The sequence below is a fragment of the Janthinobacterium sp. KBS0711 genome (assembly GCF_000988085.1).
Lineage (GTDB): Bacteria > Pseudomonadota > Gammaproteobacteria > Burkholderiales > Burkholderiaceae_D > Janthinobacterium > Janthinobacterium lividum_E.
This window is the reverse complement of sequence record NZ_LBCO01000011.1, coordinates 169,753-188,357: the sequence shown is the minus strand read 5'-3', so window position 1 is coordinate 188,357 and position 18,605 is coordinate 169,753. Positions and strand designations below refer to the sequence as shown.

Genomic DNA, 18,605 nt, shown 5'->3' with positions numbered 1-18,605 from the left:
GGCATGCCCCTTGCAATACAGGTCATCACCATCTCGCGTTTTGACTTTACTCAAGGATAATCACCCATGCGCCGTTCGACTGCCCCCGCCGCCGTTTCTTCTTTCCCCTTCCATTTGACGCCAGTGCGCCGCGCGCTGCGCTCGGCCTTCGCCATCGGCGGCCTGATGCTCGCATCGAGCATGGCCCATGCCGAAACGACGGGCGCCGACGCCATTGCCGCCGTCGACGCGAACGGTGGTGGCGAGGGCGCCTCCCTGCAATCGGTGACGGTGACGGCGCAAAAGCGCGAGGAATCGGCGCAAAAGGTGCCGAGCGCGATCACGGTATTGGGCGGCAAGGAGCTGCTCGACACGGGCATCGGCCGCTCGGCCAGCGAAATCCTCAATTACGTGCCGAACGCTTCGGCCGGCACGCAGCAGCATGGCCGTCCTCGCTGGTGGATACGCGGCGTGGGCGCGGGCCAGCAGCAGGTGGATTTCCCGAACCCCGTCGGCTTTTACCTCGACGACGTCTACATCAGCAATTCCAGCGCTACGGGCTTTCCCCTGTTCGACCTGGACCGGGTGGAAGTGCTGCGCGGCCCGCAAGGCACCTTGTGGGGCAAGAACACAACGGGCGGCGCCATCAACGTCATTTCGCGCAAGCCTTCGTTCAAGTCCAGCGGCTACGCCAAGCTTGACTACAGCAGCTACGACACCAAGCTGGCCGAAGGCGCCATTGGCGGCGCACTGGTCGACGAGGTGCTGGCGGGGCGCTTGTCTTTCCATACGGAGCAGCAGGACAAGGGCCGCTTCCACAACCAGTTTACGGGCGAGCGCGATGGAAAGCTCAAGGACAGCGCCATCCGCGGCCAGCTCAAGGCCCTGATCGGGCGCGACCTGACGGCCAACTTGAACCTGCATTACCGCGACTACACGACCAAGGGCGCCACGACGACGGTGGCCAGCTATGGCGCCAATGGCGTCTACCGCAATGGCTACATCCCCAGCACCAATCCCGATGACGTGAGCACGAACGCGCCGGCCGACAGCGACGTGACGCAGGGCGGCGCGCAGCTGAACCTGGAATATGCGCTGGGCGAGCTGACCCTGACATCGATCACGGGCTATGAAAATTTTCGGAACGAGGCGACGGGCGACAGCGACAACACGCCGCTGGAAGTGGGCCGCAGCCGTTCAAAAGCCAGCAGTCGGCAAGTGTCGCAGGAGTTGCGCCTGACGTCGCCGCAAAACGGCGCCGTGAGCTGGGTGGCGGGCCTGTTCTATTTCAATGAAAAGATCGATTCCGATTCGGCCGGCGCGCGCCTGCCCAACGGCACGGTGTCGGCGCTGGCGGGCAGCACGCAGCCTGTCGGCTACAACCGCACCATCTACCAGCACAAGGCGCGCAGCGCGGCCATCTTCGGCAGCACGACCGTCAACTTCAGCGAGCAGTTCCTCTCCACCTTCGGCCTGCGCTGGACGACGGAAACCAAGGACCTGGACTTGCAGCGCGTGCAGGCCGCATCGAATACGGTGACGTTTGGCGACGCGGCCAGCTGGTGGAACACGGTCCGGGGCGGCAATTACGCTGCCGCCTCGGTCGCCAACAACAACTTCACGTCGAACCCATCGACCACGTGGAACGCGCTGACCTACGACGTGACACCGGAATACCGCTTCAGCCGCACCCTGCGCGGCTATTTGAAATACGCGCACGGCATCAAGTCGGGCGGCTACAACACGAGCGCCACGGACGTGCGGGCGCTCAATACGGTGAAACCGGAAACCCTGAACTCGTTCGAGGCGGGCATCAAGTCCGAATGGCTGGATGGACGCCTGAATTTCAACGCCAACGTTTTTCACTATGACTACAAGAACGTGCAGGTGAATATCACGGGCGTGTACAACGGCGACCCCACGCAAAGCGTCAATTACCTGCAGAACGTGCGCAAGGCCCACGTGAATGGCGCGGAATTCGAGATCGAGGCGCAGCCGACGGACAACCTGCACTTCAACGCCAACGTGGGCTTGTTGCGCACGGAATTCGACGATTTCGCCATCCAGAACAATGGCGGCGACCGTTCCGGCAACGAATTCGTGCGCTCGCCCCATGTGACGGCCTTGCTGGCGGCCGATTACCGCTACCCGCTGGGCAATGGCGCGCAACTGGTCTTCAGCGGCGACGTGCGCTATACATCGAAGCAGTACTATTATGTCGACCCGCAAAACGCCGCGCGCGACTTGCTGAACCAGGGCGGCTTCGCGCTGGCCAATGCGCGCCTGTCGTACGTGCTCCCGGGCGGCAAGCACCGCATCACGGCATATGCGAACAACCTGGCCGACAAGGTCTACCGCAACCACACCCTGACCAGCTTCGTGCCGGGCGCCGTCAACGGCGACACCGTCATCATCGGCCAGGGCCGCACAGTGGGGGCGTCCTACACGATCCAGTTCTGACCTTGACTGCCTGATGTAGAAAGGCCGGCAAATTCGCCGGCCTTTGCGTTTTCCCGTAGGTCGGCTTAACGCAGCGTAAGCCGACAACACCAAACTAGGCCGCCACCCGCAACAACGCCTCCAGCCGCCGCTGCGCTTCCTCCAGAGGCCTGCGGTCGATCCAGCTTTCGATATCCACGTCACGATCGAGAAAACCGTGCTGCAGCTGAAAATCCTTCTGCTGGCGGAACAGCGCCACCTTGTCATCGGACAGGTCAGGCGCCAGGGTCAGATGAAAACCGTCCCGATAAGCTTCCGCCACGGCGTCGGCGCCGGCCCGCGTCTCGCCCTGCAGGATGGCCAGCACGTCGGCCTGGTGGCTGCGGGCCCAGTGCGCGGCGCGCAGGGTTTGCGTCAAAAAGCGCACGACCAGCTCGAAATGCTGTTCCAGCATCGTTTCATGCACGGTGATCGGGCGCGGCGTGCCATTGTTCACGCGGAAGCGCCGGTCGGGCAGGGCGTCGATGTCGATGCCCACTTCCAGTCCCGCCGCGCGGGCCGCTTCGGCCGCCGCCGCGCCTTTCACATAGACGGCATCGACTTCGCCGCGCAGCAGCGGCGCGATGCCTTGCCACAGTCCCGCGCCCAGATTGGCTGGTGCCTGGGCGTCGGCTCCTACTTCTACCAATTGCACGTCGTCCAGGGTGAGGCCGGCCGACGCCAGCACACCCTTGTAGCCGGCCAGGCTCATGCCGCGCGCGATGCTGCGCCCGCGCCGGTTTTCGCGCAAGTCCTCGGCGCGGAACACGGGCAGTGCCAGACGCTTGCCATGCAGCTGCGCCGGTGTCGTGATGCCGGAACCGGGGCGCACGAGGATGGCTTGCCATTCATCGATCCACGTCAGGCCGATCAGGCGCGTGGGCGCCCCTTGCGCGCGCGCGGGCAGGGCCAGCAGGTTGCCGCCTTCGCGCACGAGCGTGGACAGGCCGTGGTCGTAATGGTGGCGCGCCAGTTCGCCGCCCACTTCCTGCAGGGTTTTCAAGGCGATGCCGTCGCGGGCGAATTCCTCGTCCAGCCAGCCCAGTTTATAGGCCAGGCCCGTCGCCGTGGGCACGGGGCAGCGGGTGAACCAGACGGTATCGACAGCGGGAGATGTTGCGGTAGTCATGGGATTCCTTGGTGGTGGGTGGAGCCTGGAACCGTGCAGGAAACGTGCCCGCGCCGCTTGCTGGCTTGCCGACAGCGCGCGTGCAGACTCCTGCTGCCACGCCAGCAGCCGCTGTTGCGCAGGCAGCAGCACTTCCCCATTTCCCTGGCCTTGGCGCTGGCACGCGTCTTGCGAAAGTACAGGCATGACTGACCCGTATTCCAACCCAAGCAAATGGAGCATGACATGACGGACGTGGCACAAGCGGAAGCACAACAAGTACAGGCGCAGGATCTGACGGCGGCCGAACTGGCCTTCGTCGAGCAGGTGCGGCGCGACGCGCAGATCGCCTTCGATGGTCTGCGCGAGACGGGCAGCCTGACGGCCAACGGCACGGTGGGCTTTGTCGAGCGCACCCCTGGCGGCGACAAGGTCGTGGTGGTCAACGATCCGGGCCCGTTCCGCCGCGGCCAGGCATTGAAGGCGGCCGTGCTGGCGCTCGATGGCACGGTGATCGTGGGCGACGCGAACAACGGCGGTGCGCGCTATCTGAAACTGTTCCGCGAAAGGCCCGAGGTCACGTCGATCTCGCACGTGCATTCGCCGTCCCTGGGCGCGTGGGCGCAGACGCACCGCACGCTGCCGATCCGCTACGTGCCCGTGCAGCGCTTCCAGCTGATCCGCGAAATTCCCATCTATATCGACCGCCGCCAGCCGGAAGTCGATTTCATCCTCGGCGAAATCGCCCGCAATACGCACGCCACCGCCATCCTGGAGGCGAACGGCGGCGCCACCGTGTGGGGCAAGCAGGGCTTGCTGAAGCTGGCCGAATTCATCCTGCTGCTGGAAGAGGGCGCGCAGATACAGATCGCGGCCGAAGCCATCGGCGGTTCGCGCGATTTCGGTCCCGGCGTGCTGCTGCAGCAATGGAAGATGAGCAAGCTGATCGACACGGCGCGCGCCTTGTCGTTATTGCCCGCCACCGACCTGGTGTAACCCTTTCAAGAACAGGCCCACGATGTCATTGAAATTCTTACGTTTGAACTGGCGCAAAGTACTTGTTACCGCCGTGGCGGCCAGCCTGCTGGCGCCTATGATTGCGGTGGCGGACGAGCCGCTGCCGCCAGCCGTGCGTATCGCCGTCGTGGCCCGTACGGCGCCGTCCGGCAAGACCGTGTTTGCCGGCTCGGCCGCCCAGGTGGCGTCCCAAGGCTGGCTGGCGGCCGAACTGGGCAAGCTGGGCGTGAAGCTGGAATGGGTGCCCGTCACGACCAATTCCGTGGCGACGCAAGTCAACGAGGCGTTTGCCAACCACTCGATCGACCTGGCCCAGTATGGCGATCTGCCATCGATTATCGCCAATGCCTCGGGCTTGCAGACGCGGCTGATCTTGCCCGGCGGCAGCGCCAACAACACCTATCTGGTGGTGCCGAACGGCTCGAAGGCCAAGTCGATCAAGGATTTGAAGGGCAAGAAGATCGCGCTGCACCGGGGCCGGCCGTGGGAATACCCGTTTGCGCGCCTGCTGGAAGCGAACGGCATGAGCTTGCGCGACGTGAAAATCCTCAATCTCAATCCTCAGGCGGGCGCGGCGGCCGTGGCGACCGGAGGCGCGGACGCCTTCTTTACCCTCAGCGACGCTTTCCTGCTCGAAGATAAGAAGGTGGGCAAGATCATCTGGTCCAGCAAGGCGCCGCCGCAGGACTGGAAGATGCGCGCCGAACTGTGGGCCGACAGCGGCTTTCTGAAAAGCTATCCGCAGCTGGCCCAGCTGGTGGTGACAGCCTATGTGCGCGAGCACCACCGGGCCGCCGGCGCCGGTGGCGAAGATGAGTATGTGCGCACCGAGGCGGCCGCGGGCCAGGTGGAAAGCGTGGTGCGGCGCGAACTGGCGGGCGACCATACGCCGTGGCAGGCGCGCTGGTCGCCGTTGTTTACGGCCAGCCTGCGCCAGCATTACGTGGGCGAGGCGGCGTATGCGAAGAGCGCGGGCCTGATCGGGCGGCCCCTGCAAGTGGACAGCCTGTTCGCGCCCCAGTTCGTCAACCAGGCGCTGGCGCAGCTGAAATTGCAAACTTACTGGGCGCCATGACTTCCTTGACTATCGCCTTGCCGCGCGCCACTGCGCCAGCGCGTGCGGCCTCTGTTCCTTTGCTGCAGCGCTTCGTGCGCTCGCCCTGGTCCGTGTGGGCCTCGCCGCTGGCCTTGCTGCTGCTGTGGACGGCGGCCACCACCTTCGAATGGATGCCTGCGCACATTTTGATGTCGCCATGGCAGGTGCTGCTGACGGCGCGCGACCTGGCCGAGAGCGGCGAACTGGGCCAGCACCTGGGCATCAGCCTGTTCCGCCTGCTGGCCGGCTTCGGCCTGGGCGCCAGCGTGGGCCTGGCGTTCGGCGTCGTGCTGGGCCTGTCGCCTGGCTTGCGCAGCTATGTCGACCCCACGTTCAATGTCTTGCGCCAGTTGCCCACGGTGGCCCTGATCCCCCTGTTTATCTTGCTGTTCGGCATAGGCGAGAGCTTCAAGGTGTTTATCGTCGCCAAGGCCAGTTTCTTTATCGTCGCGCTGGCCGTGCATGACGCCATCCGCAACCTGTCTGCGCGCTATTTTGAAGTGGCGCAAGTGTATTGCTTTTCGCGCTGGCAGCGCATCCGCCTGATCGTCTTGCCCGCCATTGTGCCGGCCGCGCTGACGGGCATGCGCATCGCCCTGTCGCGCTCGTGGATGGTGCTGGTGGGGGCGGAATTGCTGGCCGCCGACAGCGGCCTGGGCCAGATGATGGAAATGGGCCGGCAAATGTTCCGCCTCGACGTGGTGATGGTGGGCGTGGTGCTGACGGGCGTGATCGGCTTTGGCCTGGACCGGCTCTGCCACGCGCTGGAAGCGCGGCTGATGCGCTGGAAGCGTAGCGGGGAGTTCAAATGAAGCAACGGATAATACTCATTATCAAGGGCGCGCTGCTGCCGCTGGCCTTGCTGGGCGCCTGGCAATGGGCTTCCGGCCAGGGCGCGGCGGCCGCCTACATCTTCGTATCGCTGGGCGACCTGGCGCACAGCCTGCGCGACCTGGTCTTGACGGGCGAACTGTGGGTGCATCTGCGCGCCAGCCTGGGCAGGACATTGGCCGGCTTGCTGCTGGGCGGTAGCGCCGGCGTCGTCACGTGTGCGCTGATGGCGCAGTCGCCGCTGGCGGACAGATTGATCGGCCCACTGTTCCACAGCATCCGCCAAGTGCCGCTGCTGGGCCTGATTCCCTTGCTGGGCTTGTGGGTGGGCAATGGCGACGGCGCCAAGCTGCTGGTGATCGCCATCGCCGCCTTTTATCCGACCGTGCTCAACACCTATGCGGGCATGCGCCAGGTGGAGGGGCGCTTGCGCGAAGTGGGGCAGGTGCTGACCCTGACGCGCACGCAGACCCTGCGCCAGATTCTGTTGCCGGGCGCCATGCCGGCCATCGTCACCGGCGTCACGCATGCGCTGGCTTTCGCCTGGCTCGCTTGCCTGGGCGGCGAACTGCTGTTTTCGGCTGGCCCCGGCATGGGTTCATTGCTGCTCAATGGCGAAGTGTCGGGCCGCATGGACGTCGTCTTGCTGGCCGTGCTCGTGATCGCCTTGCTGGCGCAAGCGATGAACGTGGCGTTTGCGCGTCTCGCGCGTTTGCTGGTGAAGGGGCGCAGCAGTGAGTGAATCGTTGCCATTGACCGTAGACGTGGCCATCAGCGCCCGCGAAGGCGAGCTGCGCGCCTTTCTGCTGCGCTTTATCGGCTTGACCCTGCTGTCGGGCGTGACCATCGGCATGAACAAGGTGCTGGCCACCTTGCTGGGCTTGCACCTGCACGTGAGCAATTTTCAGCTGGCCGCGATCAGCAGCGCGGAAACCCTGGCCATGGCGCTCGGCACTATTCCGGCCGGATACATTCTTTCGCGCGGCAACCCCAAGCATTTGTATGCGGGAGTGAGCCTGAGCCTGGCGCTGGCCTTTTGCGTGTTGCCGTGGCTGCCCGGCTGGCAATGGGTGGCCCTGCTGATGTTTCTCGTCGGCCTGTGCATCTCGCTGCGCATCGTTGCCATGAGCACCGTGTTTCTCGTGCGCTTGCCGGAACTGGGCCAGGGCAAGGCGGGCTGGTACAAGGGAACCTTGATCCTGGGCATGCAGTTCCTGGGACCCTTGTGCGGCAATTACCTGATCGCGCAGCTGGGGTTGAAGGCAGGCTTTTTGATTTCCGCCCTGATGTTCGCCATCCTGGCCGTGCTGGGCTGGCAAGTGTTGCCCAGCAATACGGCGCCGCGCAAGCAGCAAGGCCAGGCTTTGTTGCCCGGCGCGGCCAGCCTGCGCGAACTGCTGCGCCTGCCTGTCGTGCGCAGTACGTATCTGTTCGAGATCCTCGCCAGTTTCACGGCCTCCAGCGTGGGCGTGTTTTCCATCTTGCTGGCCATCCGCGTGCTGCACTGGCCTGCGCATCATTCCGTCTGGCTGATGGCCGTGCAGGGACTCAGCTGCGTGCTGGTACTGCTGTTCCTGGGGCGCTTCGTGCTGGCCAGCCGCTACCGCGAGCAACTGTATGGCGGCGCCCATCTGGCCATCATGGCCGCCTTGCTGATCCTAGGCCTGTGGCCTTCCAGCATCGCCTACCTGGCTGCCTCCGTGCTGCTGGGCCTGGGACTGGGCGTGAATAACCTCGTCAACACGGACAATATCGCCCGCGCGCCCGTCGACAAGGCCAGGGTCTCCGCCCATCTGACCCTGTTCGGCATGGTGGGCGGCACGGCTGGCGCGCTGGCGGCGGGGCGCCTGGCCGACCTGACGGGGCTGCGCAATGTGTTCCTGATCTGGCTGGCTCCGTGGCTGGCCGCCTGGCTGGTTTTCCACGGCAGCCGCTGGCTGCGCCGGGCGCGGCCCGCCGCCATTCCTTCCCTAGCCCCCACCGCAGAGAGTGCGCCATGAATGATTTTGTTTCCCCTTCGGCCTTGTCGCCGCAAAAGCTGCACCTGAGCGGCGGCTTGCAAGTGCAGCACGTGAGCAAGTCGTTTTCGCTGAAAGGCGCGCCGTTGCCCGTGCTCGACGATATTTCGCTCACCATCGCGCCGGGCGAGTTCGTCGCCATCGTGGGTGCGTCCGGCTGCGGCAAGTCCACCTTGCTGCGCCTGCTGGCAGGCCTGGACACGGATTACACGGGCTTGCTGCTGCACGATGGCGTGCCGATTCGCGGCACGGATCTGCATCGGGGCCTCGTGTTCCAGGACCACCGCCTGTTCCCCTGGCTGACGGTGCAGCAGAACGTGGCCGTGGCCTTCAGCAATACCAAGGTGCCGCTGGCCGAGCGCGCATCGCGCGTGGCGGCGGAAATCACGCGCGTGGGCCTCGATGGCTATGCGGATGCCTATCCGCATCAGTTATCGGGCGGCATGTCGCAACGGGCAGCCATCGCCCGCGCCCTCGTGGGGCGGCCCGACGTGCTGCTGCTGGACGAGCCGCTCGGTGCGCTCGACGCGCTGACACGCCTGCGCTTGCAGCAGGAACTGCGCCGGCTGTGGCAGGACGAAGGCATCACCATGGTGATGGTCACGCATGACATTGATGAAGCCGTCTACCTGGCCGACCGCATCGTCGTGCTCGACGCCCGCCCGGGCAAGGTGCGCCGGGTGCAAGAGGTGCCGCTGGCCCACCCGCGCCAGCGCGGCTCTGCCGGTTTTGTGTCCATCCGCGACGGCTTGCATGCGGATTTCAGCGACCTCGACGAATCGCATGCGTCCGTGGCGCAGGAAGAACACCCCAGCAGCTTGTGGGATGGCAATGAATGGGCGCGCAGGATGGCGCTGTAGTTTCCTTTTTGACTGGTCCACCCACTCTGGAGATACAAGATGAGCAATGAAAATCAAGTAGAAAAGCAAGCACTCGACACCCTGTGGTACACGCGCTGCCCCGTCCCCACAGGCCTGGGGATCGCCTTGCAGCAAGGCTGGCTGGAAGAAGCCTTGCGCGCCGACGGCACCAGCTTGCGCTCCTTGCGTGAATCGGACCAGGAAGCCGTGCGCGAATCGCATTTCGACCATACCTTGCAAAATTCCGTGCGTCACGGCGGCAATATTCCCGCCCTGTGGGCACGCGCGGCGGGGCGCGAGACGCGCGTCATCGGCCTGTCGTGGTCGGACGAGACGCAGCTGATCTTGACCCTGCCCGGCAGCGGCATCAAGACCGTGCGCGACTTGAAGGGGCGGCGCTTCGGCTTGCCTTTGTGGGCCAAGGCGCAGATCGACTTTGCGCGCGCGCAAGCCTTGCGCGGGCTGGAAAATGCGCTGAGCCTGGAAGGCTTGAGCGTTGCCGACGTGGAACTGGTCGATTATGTGGTCAACACGGGCCAGAGCGAAACGGCGCCGGAGCAGGGCGCGGCGACAAATCTGTTCAGCGGCGCACGGCGCGGCGGGCAAAGTCCAGAATTGCTGGGACTGCTGCGGGGCGAGGTGGACGCCATCTTCCTGAAAGGCGCCTCGGCCGCGCAGCTGGCGCAGCAATTCGGCTTGCATACGGTGATCGATACGGGCATCCATCCGGAACCCTTGATCCGCGCCAACAATGGCACGCCGCGCACCCTGAGCGTCGATGCGCACCTGCTCGACAAGCATTTCAATTCCGCCGTGACCCTGGTGGACCAGGTGCTGCGGGCCGAAGCGTGGGCGCGCGGCCATGCGGACGAGACGCGGCGTTTTCTGGCGCGCGAATCGAATGCCAGCGAGCACTGGGTGCAAGTGGCTTACGGCAAGGATGCGCATCTGCGGCTGGACACGGACCTGGCGGAAACGTCGGTCGCGGGTTTGCAGGATTTCAGCGACTTTTTGTTCCGCTGGAATTTCTTGCCCAGCAAGGTCGACGTGCGCGCCTGGATCGATCCCCGTCCTTTCGAGGCGGCGCTGGCGCAGACGCGCCGGGCGGCTTGAGCGGGAAGCACGTCAACAGTGGCCATGTTCGATGATGAGGAGAATGCGATGCGGCGACGCACGATGATGGGCGGGCTGGCCTTGCTGCCCCTGGCGGGACAGGCGGTGTCGGCAGTGTCGGTAGCGAAAGGGGCGGGGGCGCCGTCGGCGGCCCTGCGCATCGCCTCGACGGGTTTTGCGGAAAACGGCAAGGCGGAACTGGGCGGCATCGCTTACCGGGTGCAGCAGGAAGGCTGGCTGGCGCGCGAACTGAAGCAGCGGGGCGTGCGGCTGGAATGGCTGCCCGTCACGGGAGACACGGGCGCCACCATGAACGAAGCGTTCGCCAGCGGGCGCATCGACATGGCCGCGTACGGCGACTTGCCGTCCGTCATCCTCAACGCGGGCGGCGTGCGCACGCAGGTGATCGTGCCGGCAGGGCGAGGCACGGACCAGTTCCTGCTGGTGCCCACCGGTTCGCGCGCCATGTCCCTGGCTGACCTGAAGGGCAAGCGCATCAGCGTGCACCGGGGCCGGCCATGGGAACTGGGATTGCGCCAGCTGATCGCCGACCAGCGCATGTCGCCCACGGATTTTCGTCTGATTAATATGGACTTGAAACCGGGCACGGCCGCGCTGGCCACGGGCGCCGTCGATGCCTTGTTCATGATCAATGGCTATCCGCTGGAAGACAAGGGCATCGGCCGCATCATCTGGTCCAGCAAGGGGCTGCCGGAACGCAAGATGCGGGCGGAACTGTGGGCGCGGCGCGACTTTACGCAAACCCATCCCGACATCGCCGAACTGGTGGCCACGGCCTGGCTGCGGGCCCAGCACTGGGCTGCGCTCGATGGCAACCGCGAAGCGATCATCAAGGATGGCACGCGCAACGGCACGCCCGACAGTGTGGTGCGGCGCAGCTATGACGATCCGGGCTTGCAGTGGAAAGAGCGCTGGTCGCCCCTGTACGACGACGCCGTCTACCGCCATTACCGCCGGGTGCTGGCGTTTGCGCAGGAACAAAAGTTGATCCGCCAGCCCTTGACGGCGGAAGAATTGCTGGAACCGCGTTTCGTGGCGGCAGGCTTGAAAAAGCTGGGACTGGCCAATTACTGGGAGCCGGCCAAGGTGTAGTGTGGCCGTGGGGCGTGGCTTAACTTAATGCGGCAGGCAAACGCGTCCCGCTACATTGATGACATCGTCGCCCGCATGCGCGCGCAGTTGCAGCAGCATCAGGGCCACGCCCAGCATCAGCGCCGCGGCGCAGAGTTTCTTGTGCATCGTCTTTCCTGTTCGTACGTTCGATGGAGGTTTGCCAGCATATTATTGCCCAAATTCAGCGTGCGGATGAGTAAATTGCCAAGTGTGCTCTACAATTATGCATCTGCGCATCCGCGCCATCTGAATTCTATGCATAGTATGTGAAGGGAATGACAAGCCTGTGACTTCCAAGCCGATCAAGATCGCCGCCACCGTTGTCGTGGCTCTCGCCGCTGGGGCCGGCATTTATACGTACACCCGCCCGGCCGTCACGGCCACGCCCGGCGCACCCGCATCGGGCAGCCCAGCCGCCGCACCGCAATCGACCGTCGATACGGCTGCCGTGACCAGCCAGTTCCGCGACTTGCTGGGCAATTTCCGCAAGATCATCGTGCTGCTGGCCGACGAGCAAAGCTTGCCCGAAGGCGCGCGCGACGAAGCCCGCAAAGTGGGGCAGGCGCTGTTCCATGAAAACCAGGAACGCATCGCCAAGCTCGATCTTGCGCTTGACCAATTGATTGCGCCCACCAATCCTGGCCGCTTCGAGGCGCTCGACAGCCTGTTGACGTATATCGAATCCGATCCCGGCCTGTACGACGCGGACCGCCTGGCTTTCCGCGAACTGCTGCAAAGCATGCTGGCCGACGTCGCCAAGGATTCGTCCTTGCCGGCGATCAAGCTGCACAAGCGCATTTCCGAAGACCTCGACGCGCTGGGCGAGATCGAGCGCAATTACGAGAAGGAAATCCGGCAGATCTTCGGCAACCTGGGCCAACGCGCCATCGAACTCAAGCGCGAGCGGTGGGATGATTACGTGGCGCAGCTGAAAAAACTCTACAGCCGCGAACAGATTTTGAAGGAAAACGGCATCGTCGTGCCTTATGCCGTGCCGCCGGCAGGTTCTGTACCTGAAGCCAAGCCCGTGCCGAAGAAAGACGAAGCGGAAATCTTCGGCCTGGGCTTGCCGAAGAAGACCATCGTGCTGACCTTCGACGATGGCCCGCACCGTCGCTACACGGAAGAAATCAGCGCCATCCTGAAACAATATGGCGTGCCGGCCGTGTTCTTCAACGTGGGCCGCAACCTCGGTTCGCTCGATGCGGAAGGCCATGCCAAGCTGAACGCAGGCGCGGAAGTGAGCCGCAAGCTGATGAAAGAGGGCTATGCCGTGGGCAACCACAGTTTCAGCCATGCACAGCTGTCGAAACAGACGGGCGACAAGCTGAAAGGCGAAATCCTCGGCACCGACACTTTATTAAAGGCCATCAGCCCCGAACGGGCCGCGCTGTTCCGCTTCCCGTATGGCGCGCGCAACAGCGAAGGCATGGCCGCGCTGGCCGATGCGCATCTGAAATCCGTGATGTGGAATATCGATTCGCTGGACTGGGCCGACCCCGTGCCCAGTTCCATCACGAACCGGGTGCTGGCGTCCGTCGACAAGGCGGGGCGCGGCATCATTTTGTTCCATGACATCCACGAACGCACGGTGAAAGCCTTGCCAGCTGTGCTCGACAAGCTGATCGCCGAAGGCTATCAATTCGCGGGCTGGGATGGCACGAGTTTCCAGGTAGCGAAAAGCTCGGCGCCCGCCCCGGAAAAAGTGCCTGTGACCACCGGTTACGCCAATTCCTGGGCCGTGGTGATCGGCATCGACGATTATGCCAAGTGGCCGAAATTGCAATATGCGGTGCGCGACGCGCAAGGCATCCGCGAAACCCTGATTGAAAAGTTTGCGTTTGCCCCCGAGCGTGTCGTGACCCTGAAAAACGGCGAAGCGACGCGCAACAATATCCTGGCCGCCTTCCACGACAAGCTGGCCCATGGCGGCGTGCAAAAGAATGACCGCATCTTCGTCTTCTTCGCCGGCCACGGCGCCACGCGCAAGCTCAGTTCCGGACGCGACCTCGGCTACATCGTGCCCGTCGATTCCGATCCGGCGCAGTTCGCCACGGATGCGATTCCGATGACGGAAATCCAGAATATCGCGGAATCCCTGACGGCCAAGCACGCGTTCTTCGTCATGGACGCGTGCTACAGCGGCCTGGGCCTGACGCGCGGCGCCGGTTCCAGCTCCTTCCTGCGCGACAACGCCAAGCGCATCGGCCGGCAAATGCTGACGGCCGGCGGCGGCGACCAACTGGTGGCCGATGGCGGGCCGAACGGCCACTCCGTGTTCACGTGGACCCTGCTGCAAGGCTTGGCGGGCAAGGGCGACCTGAACGGCGATGGCTTGATCACGGCGACGGAACTGGCGGCCTATGTGGCGCCGGCCGTGTCCAGCGTGTCGAACCAGACGCCCGCGTTTGGCAGCTTGCCCGGTTCGGAAGGGGGCGATTTCGTCTTTGAATTGCCGGGCGAGACGGAATTCCTCAGCCCGAACACGACGCAGCTGTCGACGGAAGCCATTGCCCTGAATAGCAAGCTCGACGCCAAGCCGGCGGCGGCCAGCGTGACGGTCAAGGATTTGCAGGGCGGCGAACAGAAGATCGTCACGCCGGGCGCCGTGCCGACCTCGACGCGCCAACTGGCGCAGCGGGCCAACGACCGTGGCTTGCAGCTGTACAAGGAGAAACAGTATGCGGCGGCGGAAGCGCAATTTACGGAAGCGCTGAAACTGCGTCCCGATTTCGCACTGGCCGCCAACAACCTGGGTTTTGTGTTCTACAAGCAGGAAAAATACCGCGAAGCGGCCCGCTGGTTTGAAAACACGGTCAGGATGGACCCGTCGCGCGCCATCGCCTATCTGAACCTGGGCGACGCCTATGCCAAGGCCGGCGATGCGGCCAGGGCGAAAGCCGCCTATAAAACCTATCTGGAACTGGCGCCGACGGCCTCGACGGCCCCGGCCGTGCGACAAAAGATGGAGAAGCTGTAGTTGGCCAATACTTTGCCCATCGTCCACGTGTTTGCCTGCAGCGGCCGCTTCCCCAGCTGGGAAGCGCTGCAGGCCTACCTGTCGCCCACGTACACGGAAGATGGCGATGCCGTGCCGTCGTCATTCTTCCTGGAAACGGGCCTCACGTGCTACGAGCCGGCCTGTTTCGAAAGCGCCATGCTGGCGTCGCCCGCGCCGCTGGCGCAGTTGCTCGATGGCGTGTCGTACCCCGACAGCTGGCTGGCGCAGGCATGCGCGGACGCGGATGGGCAGCACCTGCTGGCCGATACGGCCGTCTGCGTGTTTGCGCCGAACCAGCTGGCGCACCCGCAGCGCAGTTCCTTGCATTACGTGGGCAGCTATGCCTACGTTGGTGGCTGAGCACCATCCTCGCGTTGCTCATGCAGTAACTTGTTGATTGCCGCCAGCAGGCTGGTGCCCGACGTGGTGATGAAACGGGCACCTGCCGCCTGCGCTTCCGTGCCGTAGCTGGCGACCGTATCCTTGCTGCAATACACGACGATGGGCAGTTCCGGCAAGGTCTGGCGCACTTCGCGCACCGTGCGCACGCCCGCATCCTTGATGCGCCGGCGGTTTTCCACCCGTGCCATGTCCGTGATCAGCAGCGCATACGGTTTCTGTTGCAGCATGGCCAGTGCCTGCCGCGTCGACACGGCCTGGTCCACCTTGATGTTTTCCCGTTCCAGCTGTTCCACCAGCAAGGTATTGTTGCGCGGATGGTCGTCCAGCCACAGCACGAGGCTGGCCGGCTTTTGCGCCGTCGGCACGCCAGCCAGGGCCGTGACGGCCGCGCCGCCATCGGGCGGATGGGCCAGCAGCAGCTGCGTGACGGCTTCCTGCATGTCATCGAGCGATTTTTGCTGCAGACGGCTCAGTTCCGTCACTTCGATTTCCTTGCCGCTCTCCAGGCGCACGGACTCGTTCTTGACCATGCTGTCGGCCCGCTTGATCATGATGGACAGGTAAATGCGCGTGAGCAGGTAGCCGATCAGGAAACCGTGCACGGAAAAGAACAGCATGATGCCGCCGACCACCGCCATCGCCGTGGCCGTATCGGTGGCCAGGCTGGGCGCGATGAAGGCGGCCATGCTGCGCGCGCTGCCGGGCAGGCTTTTGAGTTCGATCAAGCCCACGCCGACGATGATTTTCGTCAGCCAGTCCGACACTTCCACCAGATTCGAATTGATTTCCATGGGCGTGGGCGTGCCCAGGAACAGGGTATTGCTGGTGTTGCCGGCCGCCGTATCGGCCCCGGCGGCTGGCGGCTCGTCCGTGGGGCGGGCCTTGCCATTGGCCCGCTCATCGGGTGGGGCCATGTTGACCGTGCCCGAAGGCAAGGTGCGCGGGATGCCAAACAAAAAGCCCAGCAGCATGCCGCTGACGCAAAAGCCCAGGCTCCACAGCAGGGCCGGCACGGCGTGGTAATAGGGAGGCAGCAGGGCGCCCGCCAGTACGGCCAGCAAGCCCGCCAGCAGAATGAACAGCAGGATGTAAGGCAATACGTCGCGCTTGCGCACGGCCGCGGCGGAGGTTTTGCTTGCCTTGCCGGCACTGTCGCTCAAGTCCACGGTCGCTCCTTGAAAATTGCTGAATCCAGGCAGCCAGCCTGCCGCGTATATATCCCATGGGAGCCTGTACTGACATCATAAAAAGGGAAGACGCGATGCGATTGATAAAAAGCAAACGGATGGCAGCTTGTGCATTGGCATTGTTGAGCGTGGGACGTCAGGCGCTGGCGCAGGACGGGGCCGCAACAGTCGCCGATGAGACGCGCACCGTACGCGTGACAGGCCATTACGACAACGCCGTCGGCACGTCGGACGCGGCCAGCCAGGGCGTCATCACGACTGAATTGATTGTCAACCGGCCCGCCTTGCGTACGGGCGAATTGCTGGAATTCGTGCCGGGGCTGATCGTCACCCAGCACAGCGGCGACGGCAAGGCCAACCAGTATTTCCTGCGCGGATTCAATCTCGACCATGGCACGGATTTCGCCACTTACGTCGACGGCATGCCCGTCAACATGCGCACGCATGCGCATGGGCAAGGCTATTCCGACCTCAATTTCCTCATTCCCGAACTGGTGCAGCGCATCGATTACAAGAAGGGGCCGTATTTTGCCGGCGAAGGCGATTTCGCCTCGGCAGGTAGCGCCCGTATCCGTCTGGCCGACAAATTGCCGCAGGGCCAGGCCAGCGTGTCCGTGGGCCAGCACGGCTATGTGCGCGGCGTCGTCGCCGACTCGTTCGGGGCCGGGCCTGGTACCTTGCTGGTCGGCCTGGAAGTGAATCGCAACAACGGTCCCTGGGATGTGCCGGAGCGCGTGCGCAAATACAGCGGCGTGCTGCGCTACAGCCAGGGCACGCCGGACGACGGCTTCAGCGTGACGGGCATGGCCTATAAAAACAGCTGGAACGCCACTGACCAGGTGCCGCTGCGCGCCGTGGAATCGGGCCTGATCGGCCGCTTTGGCAGCCTGGCGCCCAGCGACGGCGGCGACACCTCGCGCTACAGCCTGTCGTACGCGATGCGCAAGCGCACGGACAACCGCCTGTTTGAATTCGATGCCTACGTGATCCGCTCGCAGCTGGAACTCAACAGCGACTTCACGTATTTCCTTGCCGATCCGCAGCAGGGCGACCAGTTCCAGCAAAGCGAGCGGCGCACGGTGGCCGGCGTGAACGCCAGCGAAAGCTGGACCATGGAGCTGTTCGGTCTTCCCCTGCGCAACAAGCTGGGCGTGCAGACGCGTTTTGACCGGCTCTCGCCCGTGGGTTTGTACAACACGGTGGAGCGCGTGCGGCAAAGCACGGTGCGCGAAGACCGGGTGCGCGAAAGCAGCATCGGTTTCTATGGCGAAAATACGGTGCAATGGCTACCGTGGCTGCGTTCCGTGGCGGGCGTGCGCTATGACGCCTACCGTTTCAATGTGGACAGCAGCATAGCCGGCAACAGCGGCGCGGCGAACGACCACGTGGTGTCGCCGAAACTGTCCTTGATCCTTGGTCCATGGAGCAAGACGGAATTTTTTGTCAACTACGGAAAGGGCTTCCACAGCAACGATGCGCGCGGCACGACGCAGACGCGCTTGCCCGACGGCACGCCATCCACGCCCGTCACGCCGCTGGTGCCGACGAAAGGCATGGAACTGGGCGCGCGCACGGAATGGCTGCCGGGCCTGCAAAGCTCGCTGGCCCTGTGGCGCCTCGATATCGCGTCGGAATTGCTGTTCGTGGGCGACGCGGGCGAGACGGAAGCGAGCCGCGCCAGCCGCCGCCACGGCATCGAGTGGAACAACCATTATATTGCCGCACCCTGGCTGCTGTTCGATCTGGACCTGGCTGCTTCGCGCTCGCGCTATACGGAAAACGACCCCGCCGGCAACTATATACCCGGTTCCATCGACAAGGTGGCGTCGTTCGGCGTGACCGTGACGGACCAGGGGCCGTGGTCGGGCGCCTTCCAGCTGCGCTATTTCGGCCCCCGTCCCCTGATCGAGGACAACAGCGTGCGCTCGGCCTCGACCACCCTGGCCTATGCAAGAGTGGCTTACCAGCTCAACCGCAAGACGCGCGTCTCGCTGGACGTGTTCAACCTGTTCGACAAGCGCGCCAGCGACATCGATTATTACTATGCGTCGCGTTTGCCCGGCGAAGCGGCTGATGGGGTGAATGACCGGCATTTCCATCCGGTGGAGCCGCGTTCCGCGCGCCTGACCTTGTCATACGCGTTCTGATAAAGGTAGACTGCGGCATGACAGATCATTTGGTAAATACCAGTAAATTCCTTTCCCTCATACTGCGCCACGCCCCCGAAAAAATCGGCCTGACGCTCGATCCCCAAGGCTGGGCAGACATCGGCCAGCTGCTGGCGCTGGCGGCCCAGCATGGCCGCCGCCTTTCCCTGGAACAATTGGACGATGTGGTGGCGCGCGACAGCAAGACGCGCTATGCCATCAGTGCCGACGGCT

General features: G+C 64.1%; 16 protein-coding genes. 13 read left to right on the top strand and 3 right to left on the bottom strand.

What is annotated here, in order from left to right; all coding sequences use genetic code 11:
• Nucleotides 1-66: 66 nt before the first annotated feature.
• The gene (locus VM94_RS07235) at nucleotides 67-2,439 is read left to right on the top strand and encodes a TonB-dependent receptor (protein WP_046682850.1); all 2,373 of its coding nucleotides are present in this window, start codon (nucleotides 67-69) and stop codon (nucleotides 2,437-2,439) included.
• Nucleotides 2,440-2,533: 94 nt separating this feature from the next.
• Here the strand turns inward: VM94_RS07235 and VM94_RS07230 are convergent, their stop codons facing one another.
• A complete protein-coding gene (locus tag VM94_RS07230; protein ID WP_046682849.1) occupies nucleotides 2,534-3,586 on the bottom strand; it encodes an ABC transporter substrate-binding protein in 1,053 nt (350 codons plus the stop codon).
• A 225-nt stretch (nucleotides 3,587-3,811) separates the two neighbouring features.
• Here VM94_RS07230 and VM94_RS07225 point away from each other — a divergent pair, with 225 nt between their 5' ends.
• The 8 genes from VM94_RS07225 to VM94_RS07190 are packed head-to-tail and all read left to right on the top strand — an operon-like array spanning nucleotide 3,812 to nucleotide 11,613.
• The gene (locus tag VM94_RS07225) at nucleotides 3,812-4,561 is read left to right on the top strand and encodes a class II aldolase/adducin family protein (RefSeq protein ID WP_082127632.1); all 750 of its coding nucleotides are present in this window, start codon (nucleotides 3,812-3,814) and stop codon (nucleotides 4,559-4,561) included.
• A 22-nt stretch (nucleotides 4,562-4,583) separates the two neighbouring features.
• The gene (locus tag VM94_RS07220) at nucleotides 4,584-5,657 is read left to right on the top strand and encodes an ABC transporter substrate-binding protein (protein ID WP_046682848.1); all 1,074 of its coding nucleotides are present in this window, start codon (nucleotides 4,584-4,586) and stop codon (nucleotides 5,655-5,657) included.
• Nucleotides 5,654-6,490, top strand: a complete 837-nt coding sequence (locus tag VM94_RS07215) for an ABC transporter permease (protein WP_082127605.1) — start codon at nucleotides 5,654-5,656, stop codon at nucleotides 6,488-6,490. Before VM94_RS07220 ends, VM94_RS07215 begins: the two co-directional genes overlap by 4 nt.
• A complete protein-coding gene (locus VM94_RS07210; protein ID WP_046682847.1) occupies nucleotides 6,487-7,251 on the top strand; it encodes an ABC transporter permease in 765 nt (254 codons plus the stop codon). Before VM94_RS07215 ends, VM94_RS07210 begins: the two co-directional genes overlap by 4 nt.
• 4 nt (nucleotides 7,252-7,255) lie before the next feature.
• Nucleotides 7,256-8,509, top strand: a complete 1,254-nt coding sequence (locus tag VM94_RS07205; protein WP_138829105.1) for an MFS transporter — start codon at nucleotides 7,256-7,258, stop codon at nucleotides 8,507-8,509.
• Entirely contained in the window at nucleotides 8,506-9,387 is an 882-nt protein-coding gene (locus VM94_RS07200; protein WP_046682845.1) for an ABC transporter ATP-binding protein, read from the top strand. The genes VM94_RS07205 and VM94_RS07200 overlap by 4 nt, the downstream gene beginning before the upstream one ends.
• A gap of 39 nt (nucleotides 9,388-9,426) precedes the next feature.
• A complete protein-coding gene (locus VM94_RS07195; protein WP_046682844.1) occupies nucleotides 9,427-10,500 on the top strand; it encodes an ABC transporter substrate-binding protein in 1,074 nt (357 codons plus the stop codon).
• Nucleotides 10,501-10,548: 48 nt separating this feature from the next.
• Nucleotides 10,549-11,613, top strand: coding sequence for an ABC transporter substrate-binding protein (locus VM94_RS07190; RefSeq protein WP_046683092.1), 1,065 nt, complete (start codon nucleotides 10,549-10,551; stop codon nucleotides 11,611-11,613).
• A 24-nt stretch (nucleotides 11,614-11,637) separates the two neighbouring features.
• Here VM94_RS07190 and VM94_RS29305 read toward each other — a convergent pair whose 3' ends face one another.
• Nucleotides 11,638-11,760 (bottom strand): hypothetical protein, encoded by a 123-nt coding sequence (locus VM94_RS29305; RefSeq protein ID WP_255206395.1) that lies wholly within the window; start codon nucleotides 11,758-11,760, stop codon nucleotides 11,638-11,640.
• A gap of 160 nt (nucleotides 11,761-11,920) precedes the next feature.
• Between VM94_RS29305 and VM94_RS07185 the strand changes: the two genes are divergently transcribed.
• Together VM94_RS07185 and VM94_RS07180 are read left to right on the top strand one after the other, a co-directional pair.
• Nucleotides 11,921-14,614 (top strand): polysaccharide deacetylase family protein, encoded by a 2,694-nt coding sequence (locus tag VM94_RS07185; RefSeq protein ID WP_046682843.1) that lies wholly within the window; start codon nucleotides 11,921-11,923, stop codon nucleotides 14,612-14,614.
• The gene (locus VM94_RS07180; RefSeq protein ID WP_046682842.1) at nucleotides 14,615-14,995 is read left to right on the top strand and encodes an immunity 22 family protein; all 381 of its coding nucleotides are present in this window, start codon (nucleotides 14,615-14,617) and stop codon (nucleotides 14,993-14,995) included. It abuts the gene before it with no gap.
• Here VM94_RS07180 and VM94_RS27170 read toward each other — a convergent pair.
• On the bottom strand, nucleotides 14,980-16,203 hold the full coding sequence (locus tag VM94_RS27170) for a response regulator (protein WP_138829104.1): 1,224 nt from the start codon (nucleotides 16,201-16,203) through the stop codon (nucleotides 14,980-14,982). The genes VM94_RS07180 and VM94_RS27170 overlap by 16 nt on opposite strands.
• Nucleotides 16,204-16,298: 95 nt before the next feature.
• On the opposite strand from VM94_RS27170, the gene VM94_RS07170 reads away from it, so the two are divergent.
• Both VM94_RS07170 and VM94_RS07165 read left to right on the top strand, forming a co-directional pair.
• Entirely contained in the window at nucleotides 16,299-18,371 is a 2,073-nt protein-coding gene (locus tag VM94_RS07170) for a TonB-dependent receptor (RefSeq protein ID WP_138829103.1), read from the top strand.
• Nucleotides 18,372-18,388: 17 nt separating this feature from the next.
• Nucleotides 18,389-18,605: RNA 2'-phosphotransferase (locus VM94_RS07165; protein WP_046682841.1), on the top strand; the 217-nt coding region annotated here is incomplete at its 3' end.